The 23,356-nt window shown below is 48.3% G+C and carries 25 protein-coding genes; 17 read left to right on the top strand and 8 right to left on the bottom strand.

The features are described from left to right. The first annotated feature begins 4 nt into the window (after nucleotides 1-4). A complete protein-coding gene (locus KME12_06750; protein ID MBW4487473.1) occupies nucleotides 5-193 on the top strand; it encodes a hypothetical protein in 189 nt (62 codons plus the stop codon). Here the strand turns inward: KME12_06750 and KME12_06745 are convergent. Next, nucleotides 190-1,632, bottom strand: coding sequence for a bifunctional orotidine-5'-phosphate decarboxylase/orotate phosphoribosyltransferase (locus tag KME12_06745; GenBank protein MBW4487472.1), 1,443 nt, complete (start codon nucleotides 1,630-1,632; stop codon nucleotides 190-192). The two genes, KME12_06750 and KME12_06745, sit on opposite strands and share 4 nt — an antisense overlap. 186 nt (nucleotides 1,633-1,818) lie before the next feature. Here KME12_06745 and KME12_06740 point away from each other — a divergent pair, with 186 nt between their 5' ends. Then, nucleotides 1,819-2,307, top strand: a complete 489-nt coding sequence (locus KME12_06740) for a hypothetical protein (GenBank protein MBW4487471.1) — start codon at nucleotides 1,819-1,821, stop codon at nucleotides 2,305-2,307. 29 nt (nucleotides 2,308-2,336) lie between these two features. Here the strand turns inward: KME12_06740 and KME12_06735 are convergent, their stop codons facing one another. The 3 genes from KME12_06735 to KME12_06725 all read right to left on the bottom strand — a co-directional run bounded on the left by KME12_06735 (nucleotide 2,337) and on the right by KME12_06725 (nucleotide 4,033). Continuing rightward, nucleotides 2,337-3,059 carry a molybdopterin-dependent oxidoreductase gene (locus KME12_06735; GenBank protein MBW4487470.1) on the bottom strand — a complete coding sequence of 241 codons (723 nt, stop codon included), beginning with the start codon at nucleotides 3,057-3,059 and terminating at the stop codon, nucleotides 2,337-2,339. A 37-nt stretch (nucleotides 3,060-3,096) separates the two neighbouring features. Continuing rightward, the gene (locus KME12_06730) at nucleotides 3,097-3,702 is read right to left on the bottom strand and encodes a cytochrome b/b6 domain-containing protein (GenBank protein MBW4487469.1); all 606 of its coding nucleotides are present in this window, start codon (nucleotides 3,700-3,702) and stop codon (nucleotides 3,097-3,099) included. Nucleotides 3,703-3,826: 124 nt separating this feature from the next. Continuing rightward, nucleotides 3,827-4,033: a hypothetical protein gene (locus KME12_06725; GenBank protein MBW4487468.1), complete on the bottom strand. Its 207-nt coding sequence runs from the start codon at nucleotides 4,031-4,033 to the stop codon at nucleotides 3,827-3,829. 102 nt (nucleotides 4,034-4,135) lie between these two features. On the opposite strand from KME12_06725, the gene KME12_06720 reads away from it, so the two are divergent. Continuing rightward, nucleotides 4,136-6,652: a hypothetical protein gene (locus tag KME12_06720; GenBank protein MBW4487467.1), complete on the top strand. Its 2,517-nt coding sequence runs from the start codon at nucleotides 4,136-4,138 to the stop codon at nucleotides 6,650-6,652. Further along, nucleotides 6,642-6,860 (top strand): DUF433 domain-containing protein, encoded by a 219-nt coding sequence (locus KME12_06715; GenBank protein ID MBW4487466.1) that lies wholly within the window; start codon nucleotides 6,642-6,644, stop codon nucleotides 6,858-6,860. Before KME12_06720 ends, KME12_06715 begins: the two co-directional genes overlap by 11 nt. Nucleotides 6,861-6,945: 85 nt before the next feature. Here the strand turns inward: KME12_06715 and dxs are convergent, their stop codons facing one another. Then, nucleotides 6,946-8,850, bottom strand: a complete 1,905-nt coding sequence (gene dxs, locus KME12_06710; protein ID MBW4487465.1) for a 1-deoxy-D-xylulose-5-phosphate synthase — start codon at nucleotides 8,848-8,850, stop codon at nucleotides 6,946-6,948. A 181-nt stretch (nucleotides 8,851-9,031) separates the two neighbouring features. Here dxs and KME12_06705 point away from each other — a divergent pair, with 181 nt between their 5' ends. The 13 genes from KME12_06705 (at nucleotide 9,032) to KME12_06645 (ending at nucleotide 18,790) form a co-directional block, all read left to right on the top strand. Next, entirely contained in the window at nucleotides 9,032-9,634 is a 603-nt protein-coding gene (locus KME12_06705) for a hypothetical protein (protein ID MBW4487464.1), read from the top strand. A 79-nt stretch (nucleotides 9,635-9,713) separates the two neighbouring features. Further along, nucleotides 9,714-10,877 (top strand): DUF58 domain-containing protein, encoded by a 1,164-nt coding sequence (locus KME12_06700; GenBank protein MBW4487463.1) that lies wholly within the window; start codon nucleotides 9,714-9,716, stop codon nucleotides 10,875-10,877. Nucleotides 10,878-11,004: 127 nt separating this feature from the next. Then, entirely contained in the window at nucleotides 11,005-11,373 is a 369-nt protein-coding gene (locus tag KME12_06695; protein ID MBW4487462.1) for a ferredoxin--nitrite reductase, read from the top strand. 29 nt (nucleotides 11,374-11,402) lie between these two features. Next, nucleotides 11,403-11,843 (top strand): DUF309 domain-containing protein, encoded by a 441-nt coding sequence (locus KME12_06690; GenBank protein ID MBW4487461.1) that lies wholly within the window; start codon nucleotides 11,403-11,405, stop codon nucleotides 11,841-11,843. Nucleotides 11,844-12,016: 173 nt separating this feature from the next. Next, nucleotides 12,017-12,490: a hypothetical protein gene (locus KME12_06685; GenBank protein ID MBW4487460.1), complete on the top strand. Its 474-nt coding sequence runs from the start codon at nucleotides 12,017-12,019 to the stop codon at nucleotides 12,488-12,490. 113 nt (nucleotides 12,491-12,603) lie between these two features. Continuing rightward, a complete protein-coding gene (gene lptB / locus KME12_06680; protein MBW4487459.1) occupies nucleotides 12,604-13,332 on the top strand; it encodes an LPS export ABC transporter ATP-binding protein in 729 nt (242 codons plus the stop codon). Nucleotides 13,333-13,446: 114 nt separating this feature from the next. After that, a complete protein-coding gene (locus tag KME12_06675) occupies nucleotides 13,447-14,556 on the top strand; it encodes an LptF/LptG family permease (GenBank protein MBW4487458.1) in 1,110 nt (369 codons plus the stop codon). Nucleotides 14,557-14,565: 9 nt separating this feature from the next. Beyond that, nucleotides 14,566-15,465, top strand: a complete 900-nt coding sequence (locus tag KME12_06670) for an SH3 domain-containing protein (GenBank protein ID MBW4487457.1) — start codon at nucleotides 14,566-14,568, stop codon at nucleotides 15,463-15,465. A gap of 120 nt (nucleotides 15,466-15,585) precedes the next feature. Beyond that, nucleotides 15,586-15,957 carry a hypothetical protein gene (locus KME12_06665; protein MBW4487456.1) on the top strand — a complete coding sequence of 124 codons (372 nt, stop codon included), beginning with the start codon at nucleotides 15,586-15,588 and terminating at the stop codon, nucleotides 15,955-15,957. Between the two features lie 22 nt (nucleotides 15,958-15,979). Beyond that, a complete protein-coding gene (locus KME12_06660) occupies nucleotides 15,980-16,909 on the top strand; it encodes a GUN4 domain-containing protein (GenBank protein MBW4487455.1) in 930 nt (309 codons plus the stop codon). Nucleotides 16,910-17,316: 407 nt separating this feature from the next. Continuing rightward, on the top strand, nucleotides 17,317-17,532 hold the full coding sequence (locus KME12_06655) for a hypothetical protein (protein ID MBW4487454.1): 216 nt from the start codon (nucleotides 17,317-17,319) through the stop codon (nucleotides 17,530-17,532). 27 nt (nucleotides 17,533-17,559) lie between these two features. Continuing rightward, complete coding sequence (locus KME12_06650; GenBank protein MBW4487453.1) at nucleotides 17,560-17,760, top strand: DUF2949 domain-containing protein; 201 nt, start codon at nucleotides 17,560-17,562, stop codon at nucleotides 17,758-17,760. Nucleotides 17,761-18,166: 406 nt separating this feature from the next. After that, nucleotides 18,167-18,790, top strand: coding sequence for a cold shock domain-containing protein (locus tag KME12_06645; GenBank protein ID MBW4487452.1), 624 nt, complete (start codon nucleotides 18,167-18,169; stop codon nucleotides 18,788-18,790). A 145-nt stretch (nucleotides 18,791-18,935) separates the two neighbouring features. Here KME12_06645 and msrA read toward each other — a convergent pair whose 3' ends face one another. The 3 genes from msrA to KME12_06630 form a co-directional block, all read right to left on the bottom strand. Further along, a complete protein-coding gene (gene msrA, locus KME12_06640) occupies nucleotides 18,936-19,589 on the bottom strand; it encodes a peptide-methionine (S)-S-oxide reductase MsrA (GenBank protein ID MBW4487451.1) in 654 nt (217 codons plus the stop codon). 160 nt (nucleotides 19,590-19,749) lie between these two features. After that, nucleotides 19,750-22,158 carry an ABC transporter substrate-binding protein gene (locus tag KME12_06635; GenBank protein ID MBW4487450.1) on the bottom strand — a complete coding sequence of 803 codons (2,409 nt, stop codon included), beginning with the start codon at nucleotides 22,156-22,158 and terminating at the stop codon, nucleotides 19,750-19,752. Nucleotides 22,159-22,196: 38 nt separating this feature from the next. Then, complete coding sequence (locus KME12_06630; GenBank protein ID MBW4487449.1) at nucleotides 22,197-23,324, bottom strand: DUF1822 family protein; 1,128 nt, start codon at nucleotides 23,322-23,324, stop codon at nucleotides 22,197-22,199. Between the last annotated feature and the right edge of the window lie 32 nt (nucleotides 23,325-23,356).

Genomic DNA, 23,356 nt, shown 5'->3' with positions numbered 1-23,356 from the left:
AAGCTTGTCTGAAACAACCCAAACTAATTTTTCAGCCGTACATTCCAAGCATAAAGCGTATTTCTCTGAAGGCCAGAATACCCTGACTTACTGCTTTTCTAACGCGATCGCTTCCTCAAACTTAAAACCATTTTTAGAATTGAGAAATGTGACTTCTAAAGATGTGCTCTCTAGAGATAGCGATCGCCTTTAATGTTCTACAAAGGCTTGAAACTGCTCATCGCTGATCCGTCGCGCTTGATAGAGCGTGTTAGTGATTTCAGAGACGCTTAAAACTGAGTGCGCCCGGTAGCCTTGGTCTTGCAGTCGGGTTTTGACCCCCTGTTCATGGTCAATAAACACCACAATATCCTCCACATTTAAGCCCGCAGATTTTAGCTTTTCGGCTCCTTCGATCGCGCTTTTACCACTGATTAAAATGTCATCTACTACTACCACTGTTTCCCCAGGCTGAAAGTTGCCTTCGATCACGCGCCGAGTGCCGTGAGCTTTAACCTCTTTGCGGGGAAAAATCATCGGGTAATTGAGGCGGAGTGACAGACCCGTGGCAGTAGGCAAGGAACCATAAGGAATGCCAGCAATGCGATCGAAACTCAGATCTTGCAGAATATCCGCATAAGCAGTCAGAACTTGGTGGAAAAGTTGAGGATTGGAAATGATTTTGCGCAGATCGATGTAGTAAGGAAAAGTAGCACCAGAAGCTTGCACAAACTCCCCGAACAAGATGCAGCCAATATCGTAGAGTTGCAAGATCAAATCTAAATGCGGGTGCTGATCTAAGGGGCAAATATCGGGTATCCATAAGTCACAGTTAGAAGCTTGACCTACCAGCTCCACTCGGATTTGATTTACTTCTTCGCGCAAGGACTGAATGGCTCTACCCAAGTGCTTGTTGCTGACCAAATCTTGAGGCACCGGAATCAATAGCCCATCTCCCTCAAAGCTCAAACCTGCGGCTAGTAATGCAGGTAGGTCGCTATCTTCGGCCCAGATACTCCGAGCTAGAATCAAGCGTTCTGGGGCGATCGCGCGAATCTTTCTGAGCACCTCTGGGGCAATGGTGCCAACTTCCAAACCCACTTGTTCCGGTGTACCCCAGCTTCTTGCCTCCTGCACAACCTGGACGTAGAGGGGTTCTTGAGCATTGGGGTAAGACTGGAGGGCGATCGCGGCTGGGTTAGAAGTGCAGCAAAGCACAAAGACCGCTTTACCGGGATACATCAGAAATGGCGCAATTTGATCTTGTCCTGCATAAGGGTTGAGGGTGATCGCGTCCACCTGCCACTCGGCAAACACAGTCCGAGCAATTAAAGTGCTGGTGTTAAGGTCTGCATGTTTGGCATCTAAAATCACTGGGATATCGTCTGGGATAGCTGCAAGGGTGCGCTGGAGCAGTTCTAGACCTGGAGCCCCCAAAGCCGTATAGAAACCTAGAGTGGGTTTATAAGCACAAACCAGATCAGCCGTTTCCGCGATCGCGAATTGGAGCCAGTCCCATAGCTGATCGATCAATTCGTCTGGTGAAGTGTTGACAGGATGAGCGGGCATCATTTCTGGGTTCGGGTCCAGACCCAAAAACAACAAGCTTTGGTTGCGAGCGATCGCTTCGTTGAGTTTGTCGAAAAAGCTCATGCAGTATTTCCCACCCTAGGCTGTTGAGTTGCAGATACGGTCTTCTACTGAAGATTGGCTGTCTGTACCAAAATTGTCCAGTTTCATGGGTAAAAAACAACAGCATTTAACAATTCGGTGAGGTTTCTAGGGAAAGTTTTCATAGAGGCTTCTACTAAACTATCCAGCTTTAACTCAGCGGCAACTATGAAAACTGTGGAACAAACTGCAACAAAACTAGTTCTACGCCACCGTCCCACCCAAATCTGGGGCTTAGCTGGAGGACTGGCGATCGCCCTGCCTGCTCTGTTGTTGTGGCTGAGTGCAAGCAATGTCTGGCTAAACTACCTGTGGTGGTTTCCCTTATTCGTGGTGTTTTGGTTTGGCTGTGGAGCGCTGTTGTTTCTCATTGCGGGTCAGGCTATCACTTATCAGTTTGATAAAACGTTGAGCCTGTTTACGATTCAGCATCACAAGCTACTTAAAACCCAAACAACTGAATTCGTCTTAAAGGATATCTTGGATGTGCAATTGCAACTGAGCAGTTGGCATCATGATTCGAGCGCCGTCTATCAAGGTGTGGTGTTATTGCGAGGCGATCGCGTTTTGCCCCTACAGTGCGGTTTCAATGCCAGCCGCCAAGACAAAGAGGCGATCGTCACCCTTATTCGGAAGTTTCTAGGAATGCGGCCTTAAGCAAACTTGCGTCAGGATTGGGGTAAAAATTAAAGCCCAGCAAACCATTCATAACCTTGATCTTCCCAGTAACCTTTGACGTGTCCTAATTGGCTCATCAAGGTAATACGAGTCACCCATTTGCTTTGCTTGTAGCCAAGTTTGACTGGAGACGCTAAACGCAACGGGGCACCGTTCTCAATCGGCAAAGGTTCACCATTTTTCTGGTAAGCCATCAAGGTTTGAGGATGCAGCGCCGAAGGTAAATCCCAACTGCCATAGTAGCCATCCGCAGATTGGAAATAGACATATTTTACCTCTGGTTTTGGCTGTGCCAGTGCTACCAATTCCTGTAGCCTCACGCCACCCCATCGCACGATCGCCGCCCATCCTTCAACACACACATGACGAATCACCATCGAAGTCAGGGGAAGTTGCTGGATGTCAGCCATGCTCAAGCTTAAAGGGTGATTGACTTCTCCATCAATGATTAAGCGAAAAGCCCTTTGATCAATCACCGGATTGCCCCGAAAAGAATTGACGATCAAGGCTTCAGGTTCGATCGCCTCTAGAGGAAATTCTGGAACTAGTTTTCGGGGTTGAAACAGGAGTGTTTCGACTCGTTGGTTCAGTGGCTCAGAAACTTTGCCAACAATGTCTTCAAACAACGGGCCACCACAACCGCCCAATAGAAAACTTAGGCTCGAAAGCCCAGAGACTTGCAAAAATTGCCGCCGATTGAACTGAGACTGAGGAACCCGAATCAAACCCATGACACTATCACCTAAGCACTCTCTACCAAAACTCTGTCTACCAAAACATGGACTCCAATAGCCGTGAACCGCCAGCTTTCAAGCCTAGCCAAGAGTGGGCGATCGCAAACAGTACCACAATGGGTACAGAACTAAAATGCACGATCCGCAGGGCTTGCCAACTGCCGAACATATCCACGATCCACGGGAACTGAGCGGGTTTGTACATGCCAATCCCAGTTAAGATTGCCAGTAGTAAAATTGGCACGATGATGGTGTAAGCAATGCGGTGCCAAGCGTAGATGCGACGTTGTGGATTACGGCTGCGCTGTAGGGCTTTGAGGTCGTTTGTGCCTACAAATCGGTGTCGCCACCGACGCGAGATCAACACATACAGGCCATACCACAGTAGATTTAAGGAGAATAACCACATCGCGGCAAAATGCCAGTGCCGTCCCCCTGCCAACCATCCCCCTAACGCAAAAACAGGCGGAATCTGCCAACCTGCTCGTCCCCCGAAGACAGGATTTGCATTATAAATTTGCAACCCACTCGTCAGCATGAGAAACAAGCTGATCAAGTTAATCCAATGAAAACTCTTGGCCAGCAATGTCTGACGAGGTAGCCAAGGAGGAATGGTTTTAGCAGAAGTCTTAGCAGTCATGGTGTAGGGCGATCGCGAAGAAGATCTCTACTTCTATCCTACGTTGTTAGCTTCTCTGACAAAGGTTTTATAGCAAGAAATCGCACCCTTCAAAAAGATGCGATAGGTACTTAGGATTGTCTTTTTATTGAGAAGACTGCGATCGCTGTAGCATTACAAGTACCAACACCCGAACTAATCCAGTAATTGAGCCAAGCAAAACAGCAATGAGAATAGCGATCGCCAAAATAATCGCGGTAGGCGAGTTGCCATTCTCCACAATCGCTTTAGAGTTAATAGGAGCGATCGGTGGAATGAGTTGGTTTGTGCTCATTGATTGTTGAGAAGTCATTAGCTTTATTCCTCGACTGAACTTGTCTCCTCAAGCTTCTCAATAGAAGCTCTCATAATATAGGTAGTGAGAAAAATCTCAGTCCAGTGAGAAGGTATGGGTATGCGCCGAGAGAAATTGCTAGAAACGTTCAACAGTCTGCCTACTAAACGCAAGCAGGTACTGCTAGGAATTCTCAGAGGTGATACTCGTGAAAAAATTATGGTGGATGCTGGAGTGATGAGCGACTCTGCTCTAACTCAGCACAAGAGACAACTTTACAAGAGTTTCGAGATTGAAGTTTTTCAAAATGAGGCAGATGATCCCAGATCGGGAGAGAGAAAGCTACCGCTGTTGATTGCGCTGTTTACTCAGCACTTGCCTGAGCTTGTTTCAACTAATTCTGCACCGCAACAATCAAGAGAAAAAGTCTCTTCTTTGATTTCGTCTACTTATGCCGAAGCAGCTTGGGTTGAGCGCTTAGACCTCACGACTTCTCTTCTTAGTGTTTTGCAAGGGCAATGTCGCATTCTTACCCTCACTGGTATTACGGGAATTGGTAAGACAGATCTTGCTAAAAGATTATTTGCGGAATCGAATCATGGAAAGCAACTCTATCAATTGAATCTGGATGATAGTGGAGTAAGTCCTGAATTTACCAGTAGTGGCGCATCATTATTGAGGAAACTGGGTGAAGAACTAACGCTAGAGGATCAGCAAGATGCAAGAAATTTACTCATACGTCTTGTGGAGCTACTACGAACCCAAGATTATCGAATTCAAATTGACTCATTGGAACGACTCCTAAAGGGGAATGAGGAGGAGGGATGGAGCGAGTTTCATGACCCGCTTTGGCACGATCTGTTTCAACAACTTTTGGCAGGAAATGAATGTCAGAGTCAACTGATCCTCACAACTCAGGATTTGCCAGGAGACTTGCAGGCAATTGGTTCTCGTTATCCGGAGTTTTGGCACAGCGTAATAATCCGAGGATTGAGCGAGGAAGAACAGTTGCAGTTGTTCCATAAGCGGGGACTCCAGCTTGATACCAAGGGCGAGAGCTATCTAAAGCGGATTGGCAAACTCTATGAGGGCCATCCGTTAGTGCTGCGCGTGGTTGCTGAGGATCTAAAAGCCTGTGGAAGAGATGTTGTTCGCTACTGGCAGCAATGCCGTTTTGCTGACTTGGAAAACAGTCATGTGGTTCAGTTATCTCGCCGAAGATTGCAAGTTGAAGTAAAGCAACGAGTCAAGGAATCACTAGAACGCTTATCAGAGGAGGCTTTACAACTTCTTTGCCGCAGTGCAGTTTATCGTCGCCCAGTCCCCGAATCCTTCTATTTTGCCTTGTTACCTGATCGCACTGAAGCACAGCATCAAGCCGCTCTTAAGCTACTGAAGTCCTGTGATTTGGTAGAAGAAGACTGGGCACCAGATGCATGGCTAGGTATAAGCGGTAGCATTCCCTTACAACAACATAATGTCATCCGAACTATTGCCTGTGACCTCTTAAACAGTAGTTCTGCCATACGAAATAGTGCTGAGCGAAAAGCCGCCGACCAATGGCTGACTGCTTATGAACCTATGTCTTGTACAACAAACCTGGAGAAGGTAAGGGGCTATCTAGAAGCATTTCACCATTATTGCGAGGTGGAAGATTGGGAGGCAGCCAATAGAGTTCTTGAAATGAATGTCAATGTATTCAACTCTCCATCTCAACAGGAAATCTCACTCACTCATTGCTTGAATTTATGTGGTTACTACCAAGAGAAAGTTGAGCTGATCAGTCGCATTTTGAACAAGTCATTACCCAATAAAAATTCTGAGCATTACCGAATTTTAGGAGAAATTTCTAATGAGTTAGGTAATCACATTCAAGCGTTGGAATATTGCAAATGGGCCTTAGTGATTACGCGGGAAATTAATGATTTCAAGCAAGAGAGCATAGTTCTTGAAACGTTAGGAGATGCAGAACGAGGACTGGGATATTATGATAAAGCAATGCTATCTTATGATACATCTTTAAGTTCTGTATACGGGTCGGACAAAAATAGTAAGAACAGAAAGATTACACTATTAAGCAAGATTCTTCACCTACTTACTCTAAAGCTACGTTCAGGCGCTGAGCAGAAAGGAATCTTGAACCAGATTGGAGGATTGCAGAGTCAAATTCTAAAAAATCTTGGAAAGAAAGAGGATGATTTTGAGGAGGAAGACTGTTTAACCCCTCTGAATGGACTAACAAAAAGTACAGATGAATGTATTCAAAATTTGAAGGAATCCTTAGCACTTTCTAAAGTTTATGGTTGGCGTGCAATAGAAATATCTACTCTTCAAGCATTAGCAAGTCAATATATTGTTATTAAACAGGATTATGTAGAAGCTATACAAATCCTGCAATTGCTACTTGAAATTCTTCGAGAAGTTGGGAAACGTGCTGATGAGGCTAAATGCCTTAAAGAATTAGCAGAGTTGTTTCAAAAATTAGAACGATCCACCTGTGCTATTAAGTATTGTGATCAAGCATTAGCGATCGCTACAGAGCTAAAAATTCCATTAACTGACGAGTGCCAGAAGTTACGAGAGGAATTGGAAGAAGAAATATTGAAGAATAATAGTTGGAAGGTGTATGGAAACTGATCTCTTACAACGCATTACACAAAGCCCAGAAATTTGTCATGGCAAACCCTGTATTAGAGGCTTGCGTTATCCAGTTAAGTTTATTCTTGAACTTCTTAGCGCTAGCATGACACCTGAAGAAATCTTGACTGACTACAACGATTTAGAGCAAAAAGATATTCAAGCTGTAATTTTATTTACTCGTGATTCAGCGATTATTCACCAATAAAAAAAATTGACAGTATGCGATCGCCCCATCAGCTAAACCAATAAAAAAGGTGGGCATTGCCCACCCTAAGGATATTAATTGATGCCTAGCTAACGGTAACAGGCGGTTTTACAAAAGTGGTACGGATGCGATCGGCGATTTGAGAAGGGGTGAGACCTAGCGTTACCTTAGACTCTTCTGGAGTCGCGTGCTCAACCAGCTCATCGGGGATACCAATCCGCATGACAGGCACAACCACATTGTGATCCATCAACGCTTCCATGACCGCTGAGCCAAAGCCACCCATGACGCAGCCTTCTTCCAGCGTCACCACCCGACCAATCTTTTGCGCCAAAGGAGCAATCAGTTCCATGTCGAGGGGCTTGGCAAAACGAGCGTTAACTACAGTCGCCTCAATGCCATGCTCACTCAGGATTTCTGCCGCTTGCATCGTAGGGTAGACCATTGAGCCAAAACCGACTAGCAACACATCGTCGCCTTGGCGCAGTACTTCGCCTTTGCCAATAGGGAGAGGTTCCCAGCCTTCCTCCATCAAAGCTACCCCATGACCATTGCCACGAGGATAGCGCATGGCGATCGGGCCATCAGTATAGCCGACACCAGTCACCATCATCTGCTGCAATTCGGCTTCATCCTTGGGAGCCATCAGCACCATATTAGGGATACAGCGCAGATAGGCGATATCATACATGCCTTGATGGGTAGGACCATCCACACCCACAATTCCCGCTCTATCTAGGCAGAAGAAGACAGGTAAGTTTTGGATGCAAACATCATGAATAATCTGGTCGTAAGCCCGTTGTAGGAAGGTGGAATAGATTGCCACGACAGGCCGAATGTCTTCACAGGCTAGACCCGCAGCCATCGTCACTGCATGTTGCTCGGCAATTCCAACGTCCATATATTGCTTAGGCAGCTTGGCTTGGAGTTTGTCTAAGCCAGTACCCGTCGCCATTGCCGCAGTAATCCCAACAATCCGGGGGTTATTCTCCGCTAGTTTTACCAAAGTGTCGCCAAATACTTTGGAGTAGCTGGCAGGCTTGGGCTTGGTGGAAGGAGTCGCTTTGCCAGTCGCCAGGTTGAACGGAGATTGAGCGTGATAGCCGACTTGGTCTTGCTCGGCGATCGCATATCCCTTCCCTTTGATGGTAGAGACATGCACCAAAACTGGCCCAACTTGCTGATGAGCATGCTCAAAGGTAGCAATCAGTTCTTCCAGGTTGTGTCCATCGATTGGCCCCATGTAGGTGAAGCCCAGCTCCTCAAATACCGCTCCGACTTTGGGAACGGCGAGGCGTTTCATGCCTTCCTTGATCCGACCCAGTTCGGGAGAAAGCGAGCTGCCCACAAACGGAAGCTGCTTGACTTGCTCTTGGAGGTTGTCCGAGAGGAACTGCATGGGAGGGCTGAGGCGCATCTTGTTGAGATAACGAGACAACGCTCCCACGTTGGGCGAGATCGACATCTCATTATCATTGAGCACCACCAGCAGATTGGTTTTGGGTAGGTGTCCCGCATGGTTGATGGCCTCCAAAGCCATGCCGCCTGTAAGCGCACCATCCCCAATCACTGCAACCGATTTGAACTTCTCACCCTTCAAGTCACGAGCTAAAGCCATCCCCAAGGCCGCAGAAATACTGGTGGAGGCATGCCCCGCGCCGAAGTGGTCAAACTTACTTTCAGAGCGCTTCAGGTAGCCCGCCACCCCGTCCTTTTGGCGCAGGGTGTGAAAGCGGTGATAGCGTCCTGTAATCAATTTGTGGGGATAGGCCTGGTGACCCACGTCCCAAATTACCTTATCGCGGTCGAGGTCTAGGGTGTGATACAGCCCTAGCGTCAGTTCCACGACTCCCAAACCGGGGCCGAGGTGACCGCCACTGGCGGCAACTGTTTGTAAATGTTTTTCTCGAATCTGACGCGCGATTTGCTGCAGTTGATGAACCGAGAGACCCCGCAATTGGTTGGGATGGGTCAGTTCACTCAGGTGCATACCGGACTACCCCCTGGGTCGTTGAAATGGATTTTAATTACCTTTTTCACTCTAGATGGTTTTACTAACCTTTTCTCAATCAACCATAAACCCTCCGCTCAAACCCTGGACAATGTGAGACAATCACCGCAGCTTCGTTTGTTGATTATTTGTTGATTTCGTTGCTCTCCTAGTAGCTGTTATGCGTCACATCGATCTTTCGCACTACTTAGTCCGTTTGTCTGGAGCACCCTTAGCGATCGCTGGGTTATTGGTCCTTGCCATCCCTCCAGACCCTGCTGGTGCTGCTTTCTTGTTTCAGGCTCAACGCAATGAGTACGAAACTTGTGCCGCTAACTTGTTAGATGCGGGGATCGATCCCCCCATTGTGGCTGAGGCTTGTGGCGAAGTACTCCGCCCCAGAGACTTGTCCAACTGTGTTGAGCGAATTACTCGTCAAACGTCAGCAGCAGGTCTGGATGCTCTCTTGACTTGCCGCCAAGTGCGACGGCCCCTAGAACTTGCCAGTTGCGTGGTAGATATTAATCGCGAGACCGAAAACCCCGCCCTCCCAGAAGTATTGGATACTTGCCGCCGTAGTTTGCTGCCTCAGCGCTTCGCCAACTGTGTCGTGGGGTTGAGCCGCCGGATTGACGACCTCAGCCCAACGAACGCAATGGCAACCTGTCTTGATGCTGGCGACCCAGTCGTGGATTTTGCACCCAACTTCATTCCGCAAGATGCAAGCCTACCCCCTCGCTTTACCCCGCTAACAGCCCCCGTAGAATCGCCTGTCCTGCCTTAAGGCTTTCAAGTCAGCGATCGCTTGGTCTAGACTGGAGCCAACCCCAACTCACGGTTTGGCTTCAGGACACGCATCCACTATGAACCTTGGCAAGAGAATCGCTGACTGGCTAGAAACGCACTGGGTAACGCCCTCCTACAGTGGTTGGCTCCTAGCAGGACTCGCCATCTTCTTCTTTGCGGCAGGGACTAATACGCTGTCTGGGTGGCTATACGTGATGAGCGGGGTGATTGTGGCGCTGCTAGGGGTCGCCGCCATTTTGCCAGAGCGATCGCTGCGGAGCATTCAGGTAACACGTCGCCCCATCAATCCGGTCAGCGTAGGGAATGACCTCACCATTGAGCTAGACCTGGAAAACCGCACCGCTCAAGCCAAAACACTGCTGCAAGTCCGAGATTTGCTACCCTATCGCTTGGCCAAGCCTGCGGCAACGGTCGTGGAGGCCATTCCACCCGGAAAAACTTATCGCTGGACTTACTTTCAACCCACTGAGAAGCGGGGGGTGTATCGTTGGCACAATCTACAACTACGAACCGCTGCGCCTTTAGGGTTGTTTTGGTGTCGGCGGGAGCGCACTGTTAAAGCGGCGGCGATCGTCTACCCCACCGTTTTGCCGCTCACAGCCTGCCCGCTGATTGATGAAATTGGGCGAGAAAATAGCCCCAAGTTTCATAGTAGCCGTCGCTCCCAAAATGCTACTGAAGGCATTACCCGTGCCCTGCGCCCTTACCGTTGGGGCGATCCGATTCGCCTAATCCATTGGCGTACCAGCGCTCGCTATGGCGAATTTCGGGTGCGGGAGTTAGAAGTTTTTACAGGTGGGGAAGAAATCGTTATCTGTCTAGACAGTGCTGGAGTATGGCAAGTCGATGATTTTGAACAAGCGGTGATTGCGGCGGCTTCGCTGTATTTCTACATGGCCCATCGTGATACTCATGTGCAGCTGTGGACAGCGGGGACAGGATTGCTACAGGGCGATCGCTCGGTTTTAGAAGCATTAGCAGGCACCTACGCCGGGGAAGAGGTGCAAGCGGAGAGCTTACCCGACTCGTCTATGGTCTGGTTAACTCAAAACCCGCAAAGCCTAAATACCTTGCCTCCCGGTAGCCGTTGGGTCTTATGGCCACCCGCAGATCAAAAGGCTCCGTTAATGGCTAGTAGCGACCTAGAGTTTCCTGGGTTAGTCATCCAACCGGATAAATCTTTACAAACTCACTTGCAATCGCCATTAGAGCGCTTTTAGTTAGGTGTTAAGAGCCAGGAGCCAAGCGCCAGCAGTTAAGAGAACTAGCTAGATGCTAGCCTTCCTTCAACCCAGAGAAACGCCGCGATAGAATGCTGGAATACGCTTGTATTGAAGAGCTTGCCCTATGGACCCATCTGAAAACAACACCCTGGCGAGTGAAAAAAACTTGGAAGCGATGCGAAATTTTGCCGAAACCTACGCCAAGCGCACCAACACCTACTTTTGCGTGGACTTAGCTGTAACGGCTGTGGTGATTGAGGGTCTAGCCAAGCATAAAGATCAACTAGGTTGCCCCCTCTGTCCCTGCCGCCACTACGAAGACAAAGAAGCAGAGGTCAATGCAACGTTCTGGAATTGCCCCTGTGTGCCCATGCGAGAGCGCAAAGAATGCCATTGCATGCTATTCCTGCAACCCGATAATGACTTTGCGGGGCAGCAGCAAGAAATTTCGCTGGACGAGCTAGCCGTAGTCAGAACCAGCCTATCGCCTTAAGCTGAGGAAGCTGCATCAGGAAGGCTTGTATGAGTGAAACCATGCCACCAGAGTTTTGGCAGGCGGTGGAACAGTTTAATCAAGGCGAGTTTTATGCTTGCCATGACACTCTAGAAGCGCTGTGGCTAGAGGAAATCGATCCCCTACGACGGTTCTATCAAGGCATCTTGCAGATTGCGGTGGCTTGCTATCATTTGTCGAACCTTAATGGGCGTGGTGCCGCAATACTCCTAGGCGAGGGCATGAATCGACTGCGAGACTACCAACCGACTTACGGCGGCATTGAGGTGACAAATTTACTGGATCAAAGTGCAGCCTTGTTGCAGCAAGTGCAACAGCTAGGCCCAGAAAATGTGGGAAATTTGAGGCAGCAGTTACAAGCAGGTCAAGGTAGTGAGGAAACGATTGCCCTTTCTGCAACACAACCTCAACCCCAATGGCCCCAAATTGTTTTAGTCGCTCCATCCTGACTCACAGATGAAACTTACAGAGGTCAATAATCGTCAAGGTTTCTACCTCAGTTGCTACACTTCTTCCTGAACTAGGCACCAGGATTCGGTAAACTACCTACAGAGATTTTGCCTCTCGTCCAGCCTGAGGTCTGACCCGGTTACTGTTTTGCCCTCCTGAACTTGTACGACCTATGCTGCCTTTTGCTCAACTGTCCCGTTCTACTAGTCGTCGTCTCGCTGCGGCTTTGCTGGTTCCTGCAACTCTAGCCGCGATCGCCCTACCAGCCACGCTTAAAAGTGCTGAAGCCCAGACGGCTCCAGGCCGCGCGTTGACTCTGCGCTCTGATGTGCAAGAAGCCAATGCTAAAACGGGTGTCGTCACGGCCCGTGGCAATGTGCAAATTACTTATCCAGCCCGTCAAATCCAGGCAACTTCGGCTCAGGCTCAATACTTTAGCCGTGAACGCCGAATTGTCTTGAGTGGCAACGTATACGTCTTGCAGCAAGGTAACAGCTTGCGGGGCGAGAATATTACGTACCTGATTGACGAAGGTCGATTTGTTGCTTTACCCCAAGCCAGTAAACAAGTGGAGTCAATTTATATCGTGGCTGACCCAGCAGGAACCCCAGCGACTCCGCCCGCTTTAGCGAACCCACCCTTTTAATGCGAAACCTGTATCTTAGGGGCTTAGCCCGTAGAAGTAACTTCAGGCCACTCATCTTTGATACCATCAAGGCCGATTGGGTGGTGATGCAGGTAGGTTGGGAGTAAAAATCGTTGAAGATTGTACTGGAGAATATTCACAAATCCTATGGCAAGCGCACGATCGTCAATCGCGTCAGTCTTTCGGTTTCCCAAGGAGAAATCGTAGGGTTGCTAGGCCCGAATGGTGCCGGGAAGACTACCACGTTCTACATCGCCACCGGGCTAGAAAAGCCCAATCAAGGCCGTGTCTGGCTGGATGATCGTGAAATCACAAGCTTACCCATGCACTCACGGGCTCGGTTGGGGATCGGCTACCTGGCCCAAGAACCCAGTATTTTTCGGCATTTGAGTGTCCGAGACAATATTTTGTTGGTGCTGGAGCAGACCAAGATTCCCCGTCGAGAGTGGCGATCGCGCCTGAACCATTTGCTGCAAGAGTTTCGCTTAGAAAAAGTTGCCTCTACCTTGGGCGTGAGGGTTTCGGGTGGGGAACGGCGGCGGACAGAAATCGCCAGAGCCTTGGCAGCAGGACGAGAAGGCCCCAAATTTTTGTTACTCGATGAACCTTTTGCGGGCGTAGACCCGATCGCGGTGGCGGAAATCCAAGAAATTGTGAGTCGGTTGCGCGATCGCCAAATGGGCATCTTGATTACAGACCACAACGTGCGTGAAACCTTAGCCATTACCGATCGCGCTTATATTATGCGGGATGGGCAAATTTTAGCGTCTGGTAATGCCGAAGAACTCTACAATAATCCCTTGGTGCGGCAGTACTACCTAGGAGACAACTTCCAACGTTAGCGTTGCAGCTCGGTTTGACTGTTTTCCAGGATTTCGGCTTCTATGACCAGCGTTGCAAAATCCTTCCGATTTCTGTTCTGGCCCCTAACTTGGTTGACGGGTGGCCTATCCTTAATGGATCGCTACATCAGCAGTCAACTGATCATGCCGTTTTTGTTCGGTGTAGGGGCATTTTCAGCGATCGCGGTTTCGATTGGCACTTTATTTGATTTGGTTCGCAAGGTAACAGGCGACGATCTGCCGCTGAGTTTAGCGATTCAGATCTTTTTTCTGCGATTGCCAGAGTTTGTCGTGTATGCCTTACCCATGTCTACCTTGCTGGCAACATTAATTGCCTACGGTCGGCTCGCAACAGATAGCGAGTTGATCGCGCTACGGGGCTGTGGGATTAGCGTCCGACGATTGGTAGTTCCGGCGCTGATTTTGAGCTTAGCCGTGACGGGCTGCACGTTTGCCCTAAATGAAGCGATCGCCCCTCAGACTACTTATCAAGCTTCCGTTTTACTGAATCGAACGTTGAAGAAAGATCGGCCCTCCTTTCAGCAGCGTGATATCTTCTATCGACAATTTAGCAACCTCAAGCAACCCAATGGCAGAACAGAGCAAGCTCTATCGCAGTTGTTTTACGCCAAACAATTTGATGGCCAACGCATGCTCAACCTCACGGTGCTGACGTTTAGCCAAAAAAACTTGCAACAAATTGTGTCAGCCAAATCTGCTGTCTGGAATCCCGCTCAAAAAGTTTGGGATTTTTTTGAGGGCACTATTTATGCAGTTGCCCCAGATGGCTCCTATAGCGGCATCCAGGAATTTCAACAGCAAGCCTTCGCGATCGCTCGCACCCCACTCGACTTAGCCAACTGGAATAAAGACAGCAATGAGATGAATATTGCTGAAGCACAGCAGTATCTCTCTTTACTCAGTCAAAGTGCGGATGAGCAAAGCCTGCGCAAGCTGAGGGTACAGATCCAGCGCAAATATGCCTTTCCTTTTGTTTGTGTGGTCTTCGGTTTAATTGGTGCTGTGTTGGGCGCTAAACCAGGCCGCACCAACCGAGCTACAGGTTTCGGCCTCAGTATTTTGATTATCTTTGTCTACTACACATTGGCCTTTCTCAGCGCAGCTTTGGGCCAAGCAGGAGCTTTCTCTCCCATCATGGCAGCTTGGCTACCGAACATTTTTGGCTTTGGGGTGGGAGGTCTGCTGTTAGCTCGTTCTACCTAGAAACCGCTTATGAGATATCGGCAAGGTTTAGTGATTGTGGCGATCGCCTTAGGTGCTATTCTAGGCTCGACTTTAGCAACTATTGGCTATTTGGGCGGACGTAAATCTACCACCGTCGATCCTACGGCTACGGTACCACCTGTGGTGTTTTCTCCCACGCCTAGTCCATCTCCGCTTGTCTCACTGAGTCCGGTTGCTCTTGATCCAAATTCTGCTAGCCCCAAGCCATCTCCTAGTAACCCATCTGTTCCCACCCCTACCCCTCAAGCCTCACCCACTGCTAGCCCCACGCCTCCGGATGCCAGCGAATTCTCCCAATTTCGGAGGCGATTGCTGGGTGCGATCGCGCGTCGAGATGCTGAGTTTATCCAGGCGATCGTCACACCGGAAACTCAATGGAGTTTTGGCGGTAGTCTAAATCTGGATACCTACAAAATTGATAATCCGCAGTCTTTGTTTTGGCAGCAACTAGATAAAGCGGTCAGTACGGGTTGTATTGTTGATCCACAGGCACGCGTCACCTACCAAGAGCCAGGTTCTCAGATTTGGATTTGTCCGGTAACGACAGCACGACCCATCTACAATTTTGGCTGGAATGGTAGTGTTGCCATCATTGGCCGCAATGTCAACGTTCGTACTGAACCTGGAACAGGTGGCACTGTTATTACCAAGGTGTCCGATACGCTTTTGAACTTTGACCAGAATACCTACAACAACTTGCCAGAGCGTAGCAAAGAGCAACTGGTTAACTCTCCTGATGGGTGGACACCCGTGGTACTCCCTAATGGTCGTCGTGGTTGGGTGGCAAGCGAGTATGTCTACCACGAACCGAGAGACTACCGAGTTAGCTTTGTGCGATCGCGGGGTCAGTGGCGATTGCGTTACTTCTTAAGAGGAGACGGTAACTAGTCGCGGCTCCTTAAGACAACAAGGAGCTTATCTTTAAATTTTTAGTGTTGTAATAAATATCGCCATACCCATTTAGGTAAAAGAGATTTAAGATCCTAAAAACACTAAACGGATTTGTGTATGAGTGGCGATCGCATCATCAATATGGGTAGCGGAAACTATAACGAATCTGTCCAGGGAGGCTACGTACAAGGAGACTCTATTAATATCCAAGGCAACTACATAAATATCAGTCAAGACTTATCGCAACTCATTTCTCAAATTCAACATCGCCTTACTCAAATTCAAGCTGAGAGGAAATATAGTCTAGATGAAGCGCAGAAAATTGTTGCTGCTGAGCTAGCTAATCAGGCCAAAAACCAACCTAATATCAAGCAGAAATTGGTTAGATTAGGCCAGTATGTGCGAGATGGTGCTGCAAATGGACTTATAGGGCAAGCTGCTGTTGAGGTAATCAAAATCGTTCTAAATTTATTAAATCTTCCTCTCTAGTGAAGCAGTAAGAGCAACCTCAATGCAGGAGAAAAAAACTGTTTCAATAATACAGATTATCTCTAGAATCCCGAAGGACTGGCAGTATTGCCTGTCAGGTTTATTTTTTGTTTCGATCGGCTTCATAATTACTTGGAAAATACCATCACTTCGATTTTTTATAGGTATTCCTATATTTTTAATTGGATGTTATTTGTATTTTTCAAGTTGGATGAATCAGCGGCTAATCAGACAAATACTTTCTTTTGCAAAGGGTGGCAGTAACTATAACAAAAATATCAACATGAGTGGTGGGATCTATAACGAGTTTATTGAGGGTGATTATGTTCAGGGTGATTATATTAAAATCCAAGGAAATCAAATATATATAGGTCAGGATTTATCCCACTTCACTGCTCAAATTCAAGAGATTTTGAATCAACTCCGAACACAAGACTATTCTAAAGAAGAAGCTAAGGAGCGGGTTGTTCAAGAGCTAAAAACTGAATGTTATAAAAACTCTAAATTTCGAAAAAAGCTTTTTAGATGGAAGAAATCGTTAGGTCACTCTACTACCGATGTAGAAGAAATTTCTGAAAAACTCGTTCAGCTTGCTGATGAGGTTCCTGAAAACACTATAAATCCAGGTAATGATTCTATTTTTGTTGTAGAAGGCAAGTATAAAATACTGCATGATCTCCTTGAAGCTGGACAATGGAAGGAAGCTGATGAGGAGACAACACGATTCATTCAGAGTCTAATGCCATATCAGACCTATAGGCTTAAAGTAGAAGAAATTCCTCCAGGAGACCTCAAAATAATCAATAAGCTATGGGTCAAATACAGTAAAGGACGCTTTGGTTTTAGCGTGCAGCAGCGTATTTGGAAAAAAGTTTTAAACACTTACCCGCCAAAAGAAAGTTCCTGGAAAAATGAGCGTGCTTATGCTGCCTTTATTGATTGTGTTGACTAGTCTTTTGAAAATGGCCGACTATACTACACTGACCTCAAATATTCTCTAACAGCCCCACCAGGACATCTACCCGCAATTGTAATGTTTGAGGATGCTAATCCTTGGTCTTCCTATTCTTCGAACTATTGCTACCTTAACCAAACTGTTTTTGACTCTTTGATGGAGCGGCAGTATAGCCGTAGCTCGTTCATTCCATCATGGTTGAGATACTGGTTTCTAGGAGAATAATCCGAGTCAAGCTTTTTATTTACAAGTGGCTTTGAGGAGTTGGGCTGCTAGAGGCTAGGCGATCGCGTGATGCTCGTCACCTGATCACGCCCCAACTATCACAAGGCTGAGCTTGGTCTATCACTGGAATTTGCTGCGAAAAATTGGATATTAACAGTAGCGAGTTCCTGAACGTCACGATGCCTCCTGTTAACATCTTGCCCTCTGCTCTCTCCGAACTATTTGCTCAGGTCAGCAGCTCTGGCAAGATCACCTTAGCCGATCGCTATGGCATCCTGGCAGCCCTTCTAAGCGACGAGATGAGCGAAGAGGAGCAATGCACAATTGACCGTTTACTTCATGCTTTGAAACAACATCGAGTACAAGTTGTAAACGAATTGTCGGCAGAGACGTAACGGCAAACCAACCACAGGGTGAGGACGATGGAAGCTAGAAATCAATCATTCATCCGGTTTTTGCAAGAGGACTTGGCGATTCCAGCCGCTGCTGTCATGCTAGCTTGGCAACACTCAGAATTTCCTAACCTCTTACCAATGATGCTTTGGCAGTATGGGTTGGTGACTTTAAGCCAACTGGATCAAATCTTTGACTGGCTAGAACAACAAAGCTTGACCTTGCTGTAAGTAGAACTGAAAGCGGGTGAATTGGAGAAAATGCGATCGCCCGTTGGAACTTGAGGCGGTTCCCCCTAGCACTCGGCCCCGCAAAAACCTCAGCCAAGCTGCCTAAGTCCTTAGAGACACCACTGAATTTTGATTTCTGTATTGCGATAGAATCCGTTGCTGCGATCGCCGCATAGCATGATCGGAAGTAGTGTTTCAAATCTAGCTTCAGCCCTGATTTTACAAAGTTTGACCCAGTTAACTTTATTCGCTACACCCAGGCTGCTGTGGAAGCGATGTCGGTCACCTGAGGTCAAGCTTAATTTCTGAGCATTTCTAGTTGTAGCAGGCATCAGAGTCCTCCCCGATTTAGGAGGGCTTTAGTTTCTGCTCCAACCCAGAATGCCTAATCATTGGAGAGACAAATATGAAAGTTCCTTTAGAAGTGACCTATCGTAATGTTGAGAAAACAGCCGCGATTGATACTCTCATTCATGAAAAAGTTGCCAAGTTAGAAGAAGTTTGCGACCACATCAGTAGCTGCCAGATTGCTGTGGAAAAAGTTCACGATCACCCCCGCAGCGGTTCTCCCTACCGGGTCCGAATTGATATGACCGTACCTCCTGGTCATGAGTTAATCGCCGACTCTAACCCTGGAGAGGAAACGCAATACGTTGAACTCGATACGGTCATTCGGGATGCTTTCAGTGCGGCTCGTCGCCAGCTAAGAAAACTCACCAAACGTCAGCACGAAAGTGATAAGGCTCAAAACCAAGAAGCATATGAGACGACTGCCTTGGTTAACAAAATCTTTCGTGAGGAAGGATACGGCTTTATCAAAACTTTGGATGGTCAAGATATCTACTTCCACCGTAATAGCGTCCTGCACAACGATTTCGATCGCCTGGAAATTGGCACAGGTGTGCGTTTCTTTGTGGAAGATGGAGAGGAAGGGCCACAGGCAACCACAGTCAAAATTGTGGATAAGCCAGGAGCAACGGTTGGCAAATCTGACCAAACTCTAATTGAACCGCCTCTGGGTTGGGAATAGTACTAAACTTCTGGGGGCACCTGCCTCCAGAGATCCCTAGAAGAAGGAGCGATCGCACCAATAAATTGAGTGTGTAAAATAACAAAGCTGGCAGGGTTGGTGCTGCCAGCGATCGCAAAACTGCGTAGAACTCTCAAACTTTGCCTTAAGCTTGAATCACGTCTGGCAAGCAAACATTAGTCCCACCCAAGCCGCAGTAACCGTTGGGGTTCTTCGCTAAGTATTGTTGATGGTAGCTTTCTGCGTAGTATAACTCTGGAGCCTCAATAATCTCCGTCGTGATAGTTCCATAACCTGCTTTGATTAAGCCTGGTTGGTAAGCATCCCGCGAAGTTTCCGCCAGTTTACGTTGCTGCTCCGAATACACATAGATCCCAGAGCGATACTGAGTTCCAGAATCATTGCCTTGACGCATGCCTTGGGTGGGGTTGTGGTTCTCCCAAAACACTTTCAGCAAAGCCTCATAGCTGATTTGCTTGGGATCAAACACCACTTGCACCACTTCATTGTGCCCAGTCATACCAGAGCAAACTTCTTGGTAAGTGGGGTTTGGGGTCACGCCAGCAGCATAGCCCACAGCAGTTGTGAACACACCCGGTAACTGCCAAAACTTCCGTTCTGCGCCCCAGAAGCATCCCATGCCAAACATAGCCACCTCTAGCCCAGCAGGGTAAGGAGGCTGCAAGGGGTTGCCATTAACAAAGTGCTTTTCCGGGACCGACATGGGTTCTGCCCGTCCTGGCAAGGCTTCTGCTGGCGTAGGTAGGCTCAACTTTTTGCCAAATCCAAATAACACCATGAGTTTTAACTCTACTTTTTGAGATACGCTTTACCTTACTTAATGATAAGTGACTAACCTGATAACTGCCCTGTCCCCGCCAGTCAGCTTCATCTAACGCCAAGGAAATTCGAGGCGATTGCGATCGCAGGTTCCTCCCAGGCAGAAACTAAGACCCGATTTATGGCTTGAGAAGGGCAAACTCATACCGAAGAGGAGCTTTGGCGCTGGGTTGGACTTTCACAAGTACACCGATTCCTGGCACAATTCTGCGTTCTCCAGAAGGTAAGAATTGAATCTTGCCACTGGCTCCCTCAACCAAAAAATCTGGGCTTCTGAGGGTATCTCTCAAACCTTTGCGAGTAGGTTGTTGTTGCAATCCCATAAACACAGTTTGGGTCGCATCATAGGACATAGCGGTACGCCAGTTCACCGAGCCACCCCACAGCTGTTGAGCTTCGCGGAGAAAAGCGTTTTTGACTAAAAATCCAGGATGCCAAGGTACAGGCAACACTAAGCCACTGACTGTGCTTTGCCCCGCTTGCAACGTTTGAGCCGTATACAACGTGGGACTGCCGATTAAGGTTAAACGCCCTTGGTTAGCTCGTGCCATCTCCACGGCTTTATTAATGCGATCGACATGGGGAGCCAAGAGGATGCTGTCAGCGCCACTACTAATAATGGTCGCGATCGCGGTTTCCGCATCGAAATCTGGGGCAGAGAAGTCGCAAGGCACATTGATAAACTGTCCGCCATCGTCAAAAACCGCCGCTGTGAATTGATTGCGAAAAGATTCATTGTCTACCGCAGCCGTATCAGAACAGATGGCAATCTTGGCTTTATAGTCGGTTTTAATCGCATAGCGAGCCAGGGCATCAGCAATGAACCGAATGCTCGGCACCATGCGAAAAATATATTTGCCGCTAGAAGAGAGCTTGTCCGAGAAACTCGTAGGAGAGAGCATCACCAACTCTCCCTGGTCATAAATGGGAGCAGCAGCCACAGAAGCATCACTGGCGTTATGCCCCACCACGGCTAGGGTCTGTGTATCCTTGACTAGCGCTGTGGCAATTTGGCGAGCGATCTCTGGTTGGTTCTCATCATCTGCGATCGCCACTTGTAGAAGTTGCCCCCGAATTCCACCTCGATGATTGATCTCATCTTGAGCTTGAGCCACGCCCCGAAGAATCTCTTGAGCGACATTCAGGTTGCTACCAATCGGCACGCTAACCACAATTCTGACTGCTACTTGGTTAGCGATGCGAGCATTATTTAAGTAGATTAAGGTTTCTGGATCGTTATGTTGTTGCTCCAGAGAGGCTTGAAACTGCTTCGCGGCCCAGCCAAATTGTTGAGTGCGAAATGCTTTAACCCCTGCTTCCTTAGCGGGTGTGGCGATCGCCCGGACTAAAATTTTGTCGCCTAAGCTGATGCGGTTGGCCCAAGGTGTTGGCAAGGGGGGAGTCGGCTGCAACATTCCGGTACAGAGAGCCGCGATCGCCCCTCCAAACAATGTTTTGGCAAGACGATAGGGTTTTCTGACCACAGGCCATGCCAAAGGAGACTCCACTGGATTTTGGCAGAGGACAGGCAACCAAGAAGCACAGGGAAAGTCTCCTTCCATCCCTTGTAGCTGTTCTCTCGCTTGACGCACCGACAAATATAACGACTGACCTTGGGCAAAAGCTTGCAAAAAATAGCGCAAGAATGCCTGAGCCACGGGATCAGGTACAGGTTCTCGCATCACAATGACCTGCGGAATGCCTAAATCTGCTAGATGTCGAGCCAGTTCTAAACCATCGCAAGAGTTGAAAATGGCTAGCTTCAGATTGTTACGGACTGCTGCTTTTAACGCATAACGGAGCTGATCTAGGGAGAGCGTTTCGCTGTCATTAATTTGGATTTGTCCACGTTCCTCACTAGAACTATGGCCCGCAAAAAACAGGATATCCCACGGCTGACTCCACAACTGTTCAGTGAGCTGCTGGCGACGAGGTTTCTCTAGCAAAGTCACCCTGGCTCCTGGCAACTGCTCTAGGACTGCGCGATCGGCCTGAACATCAATGCCTTCACTGTTACCCAGTACCGCCAAAATTTTGACTGGGCTTTTGAGCGGTGGAGAAGCAGGAGCATAATCAGCGCAGAGAGCCATTTCAGCCCCAGGACGACGCTCAAACAAAGCCCAGAGATGCCAAGGGAGTTTGCGTAAAAGGAGATCTTGCGTCTGCACAATCACCCGTGCTGTTTCATGGCGCTGCACCTCTTCTTGAACCTGTTCGCGCAAATCCCGCACGCTGGCTTGACTCCACCAGTGGATTAAGCTGGCTCGCAGTTTCTGAGCGGCTTGGTCGCACTCAGTCACGGTGGAAACATTAGTCACTTGGGCAGGAGGAACTTCAATCCGCATACCACCTAGCCGATAGTAAACCTTTTGCCAATGCTGATATAGCCGAGGGATATCTGGAGCGGCTGGAAACCTTCCTCTGACCTCGATCGCGGACGGCTGGCCCTCTTCGCCAATTTGCAGCATCACAGGAAACCCCTGTGCAAAACTACCCTCACCAAACTTGAAGACGACCAACTTGCTCACAATCTTTTTTCCGTCTTACGATCGCCCGCGAAACAAGGCTAAACCACAAAATTTTCCACAATGCTAGCTGACTCTAGAGCAATTCTCACACTAAATCGTTCTCCTAGGTCAGCGGTAAACTTCAACTGAATGTAATCATCTTTACGTCTAGCTTGGGTGGTCAAAAACGCCTGTCCTCCAGCATCTAAACCAACCAATTGCAATTCGGGTGGTAAATAAGCTTGACCTGCCATTGGGTAAACCCGCAAGAGTACTGCCACTTTTTGTTCTGGCTTGGGCAAGATTGCTACCATTAATGCGATCGCATGGCCTGCCAAGTGAATGCCTAAGTCTGTGATGCGTCTGACTCCGGCGGCGGGGTGATCAGGATCAAGCGTCCACAGCAGTTCAGCCGCAGTCCAACGGATTTCTTCGTCTTGCGTGGTTTGCAGCAGTTGGGTCAAGGCAGGAATAACACCCAAATTAGCAGCACCTTGAGTGGAATGTTCTGTTTCCTGCTCAGCCTGATTAGCGTATAACTGCTCAACCAAGCGTTTCACCGCTTCCGGCGTATCGATGATCATGCCTTTTACCTGTCTAGCTCGAAAAGCCATTGCATAACTGGTATCTCGGTTCTCTAGCCAAGCCGCGATCGCCTGCCATTGGGGTTCAAAAATCTGATTGAACCATTGACCCAGTTGCACAACGGCAGGATCAGGGTGATGCAAGCGCAGGAGTAAAGCGTCTAAAGATTGCAGTTGTGTCAGCGGTAGCATGGTAGTAGCCACGCTGGGGACAAATCCCAGTAGGGTGCCAGCTCGGCAAGTTTCATCCAATTGCACTACCACATAGCCAATGCGGTCTTGCCATACCTCCGGCGGCATGGAGCAACTGCGATCGCCAGTTTGGATAGAACAGCATTCTAAACGCCCCACTCCCGTGACTTCTAAATCAGCTACATCTGCACAGAGACGAGCGATCGGGTTCCAGCTATAGCTCGCCTCCAGATTCGTCGGGATATCGAGCATTTGTAAATAATCTCGCATCACCAGCACAGCCAACGTATTGCGATAAACTTGAGCCGCTTTCTCTGAGTTGGGTTGGGCTTGAGCAAACCGTTGCGCCACCTGGCGAGCAGAGGCAGGAATTGGCAGCGTAATTGTGAGGTCTTGGGTTGAGTCAATCATGAGTAAGGAGGTTGAATGCGGCAATCGAAACG

The organism is Trichocoleus desertorum ATA4-8-CV12 (genome assembly GCA_019358975.1).
Taxonomy (GTDB): domain Bacteria; phylum Cyanobacteriota; class Cyanobacteriia; order FACHB-46; family FACHB-46; genus Trichocoleus; species Trichocoleus desertorum_A.
This window is presented reverse-complemented; position numbering and strand designations above follow the sequence as displayed.

Excerpts from the sequence above, each read along its gene's own strand:
- KME12_06745 (MBW4487472.1), bottom strand. The coding sequence starts at position 1,632 with ATGAGCTTTTTCGACAAACTCAACGAAGCGATCGCTCGCAACCAAAGC.
- KME12_06740 (MBW4487471.1), top strand. The coding sequence starts at position 1,819 with ATGAAAACTGTGGAACAAACTGCAACAAAACTAGTTCTACGCCACCGT.
- KME12_06735 (MBW4487470.1), bottom strand. The coding sequence starts at position 3,059 with ATGGGTTTGATTCGGGTTCCTCAGTCTCAGTTCAATCGGCGGCAATTT.
- KME12_06730 (MBW4487469.1), bottom strand. The coding sequence starts at position 3,702 with ATGACTGCTAAGACTTCTGCTAAAACCATTCCTCCTTGGCTACCTCGT.
- KME12_06725 (MBW4487468.1), bottom strand. The coding sequence starts at position 4,033 with ATGACTTCTCAACAATCAATGAGCACAAACCAACTCATTCCACCGATC.
- KME12_06720 (MBW4487467.1), top strand. The coding sequence starts at position 4,136 with ATGCGCCGAGAGAAATTGCTAGAAACGTTCAACAGTCTGCCTACTAAA.
- KME12_06715 (MBW4487466.1), top strand. The coding sequence starts at position 6,642 with ATGGAAACTGATCTCTTACAACGCATTACACAAAGCCCAGAAATTTGT.
- dxs (MBW4487465.1), bottom strand. The coding sequence starts at position 8,850 with ATGCACCTGAGTGAACTGACCCATCCCAACCAATTGCGGGGTCTCTCG.
- KME12_06705 (MBW4487464.1), top strand. The coding sequence starts at position 9,032 with ATGCGTCACATCGATCTTTCGCACTACTTAGTCCGTTTGTCTGGAGCA.
- KME12_06700 (MBW4487463.1), top strand. The coding sequence starts at position 9,714 with ATGAACCTTGGCAAGAGAATCGCTGACTGGCTAGAAACGCACTGGGTA.
- KME12_06695 (MBW4487462.1), top strand. The coding sequence starts at position 11,005 with ATGGACCCATCTGAAAACAACACCCTGGCGAGTGAAAAAAACTTGGAA.
- KME12_06690 (MBW4487461.1), top strand. The coding sequence starts at position 11,403 with ATGAGTGAAACCATGCCACCAGAGTTTTGGCAGGCGGTGGAACAGTTT.
- KME12_06685 (MBW4487460.1), top strand. The coding sequence starts at position 12,017 with ATGCTGCCTTTTGCTCAACTGTCCCGTTCTACTAGTCGTCGTCTCGCT.
- KME12_06675 (MBW4487458.1), top strand. The coding sequence starts at position 13,447 with ATGGATCGCTACATCAGCAGTCAACTGATCATGCCGTTTTTGTTCGGT.
- KME12_06670 (MBW4487457.1), top strand. The coding sequence starts at position 14,566 with ATGAGATATCGGCAAGGTTTAGTGATTGTGGCGATCGCCTTAGGTGCT.
- KME12_06665 (MBW4487456.1), top strand. The coding sequence starts at position 15,586 with ATGAGTGGCGATCGCATCATCAATATGGGTAGCGGAAACTATAACGAA.
- KME12_06660 (MBW4487455.1), top strand. The coding sequence starts at position 15,980 with ATGCAGGAGAAAAAAACTGTTTCAATAATACAGATTATCTCTAGAATC.
- KME12_06655 (MBW4487454.1), top strand. The coding sequence starts at position 17,317 with ATGCCTCCTGTTAACATCTTGCCCTCTGCTCTCTCCGAACTATTTGCT.
- KME12_06650 (MBW4487453.1), top strand. The coding sequence starts at position 17,560 with ATGGAAGCTAGAAATCAATCATTCATCCGGTTTTTGCAAGAGGACTTG.
- KME12_06645 (MBW4487452.1), top strand. The coding sequence starts at position 18,167 with ATGAAAGTTCCTTTAGAAGTGACCTATCGTAATGTTGAGAAAACAGCC.
- msrA (MBW4487451.1), bottom strand. The coding sequence starts at position 19,589 with ATGGTGTTATTTGGATTTGGCAAAAAGTTGAGCCTACCTACGCCAGCA.
- KME12_06630 (MBW4487449.1), bottom strand. The coding sequence starts at position 23,324 with ATGATTGACTCAACCCAAGACCTCACAATTACGCTGCCAATTCCTGCC.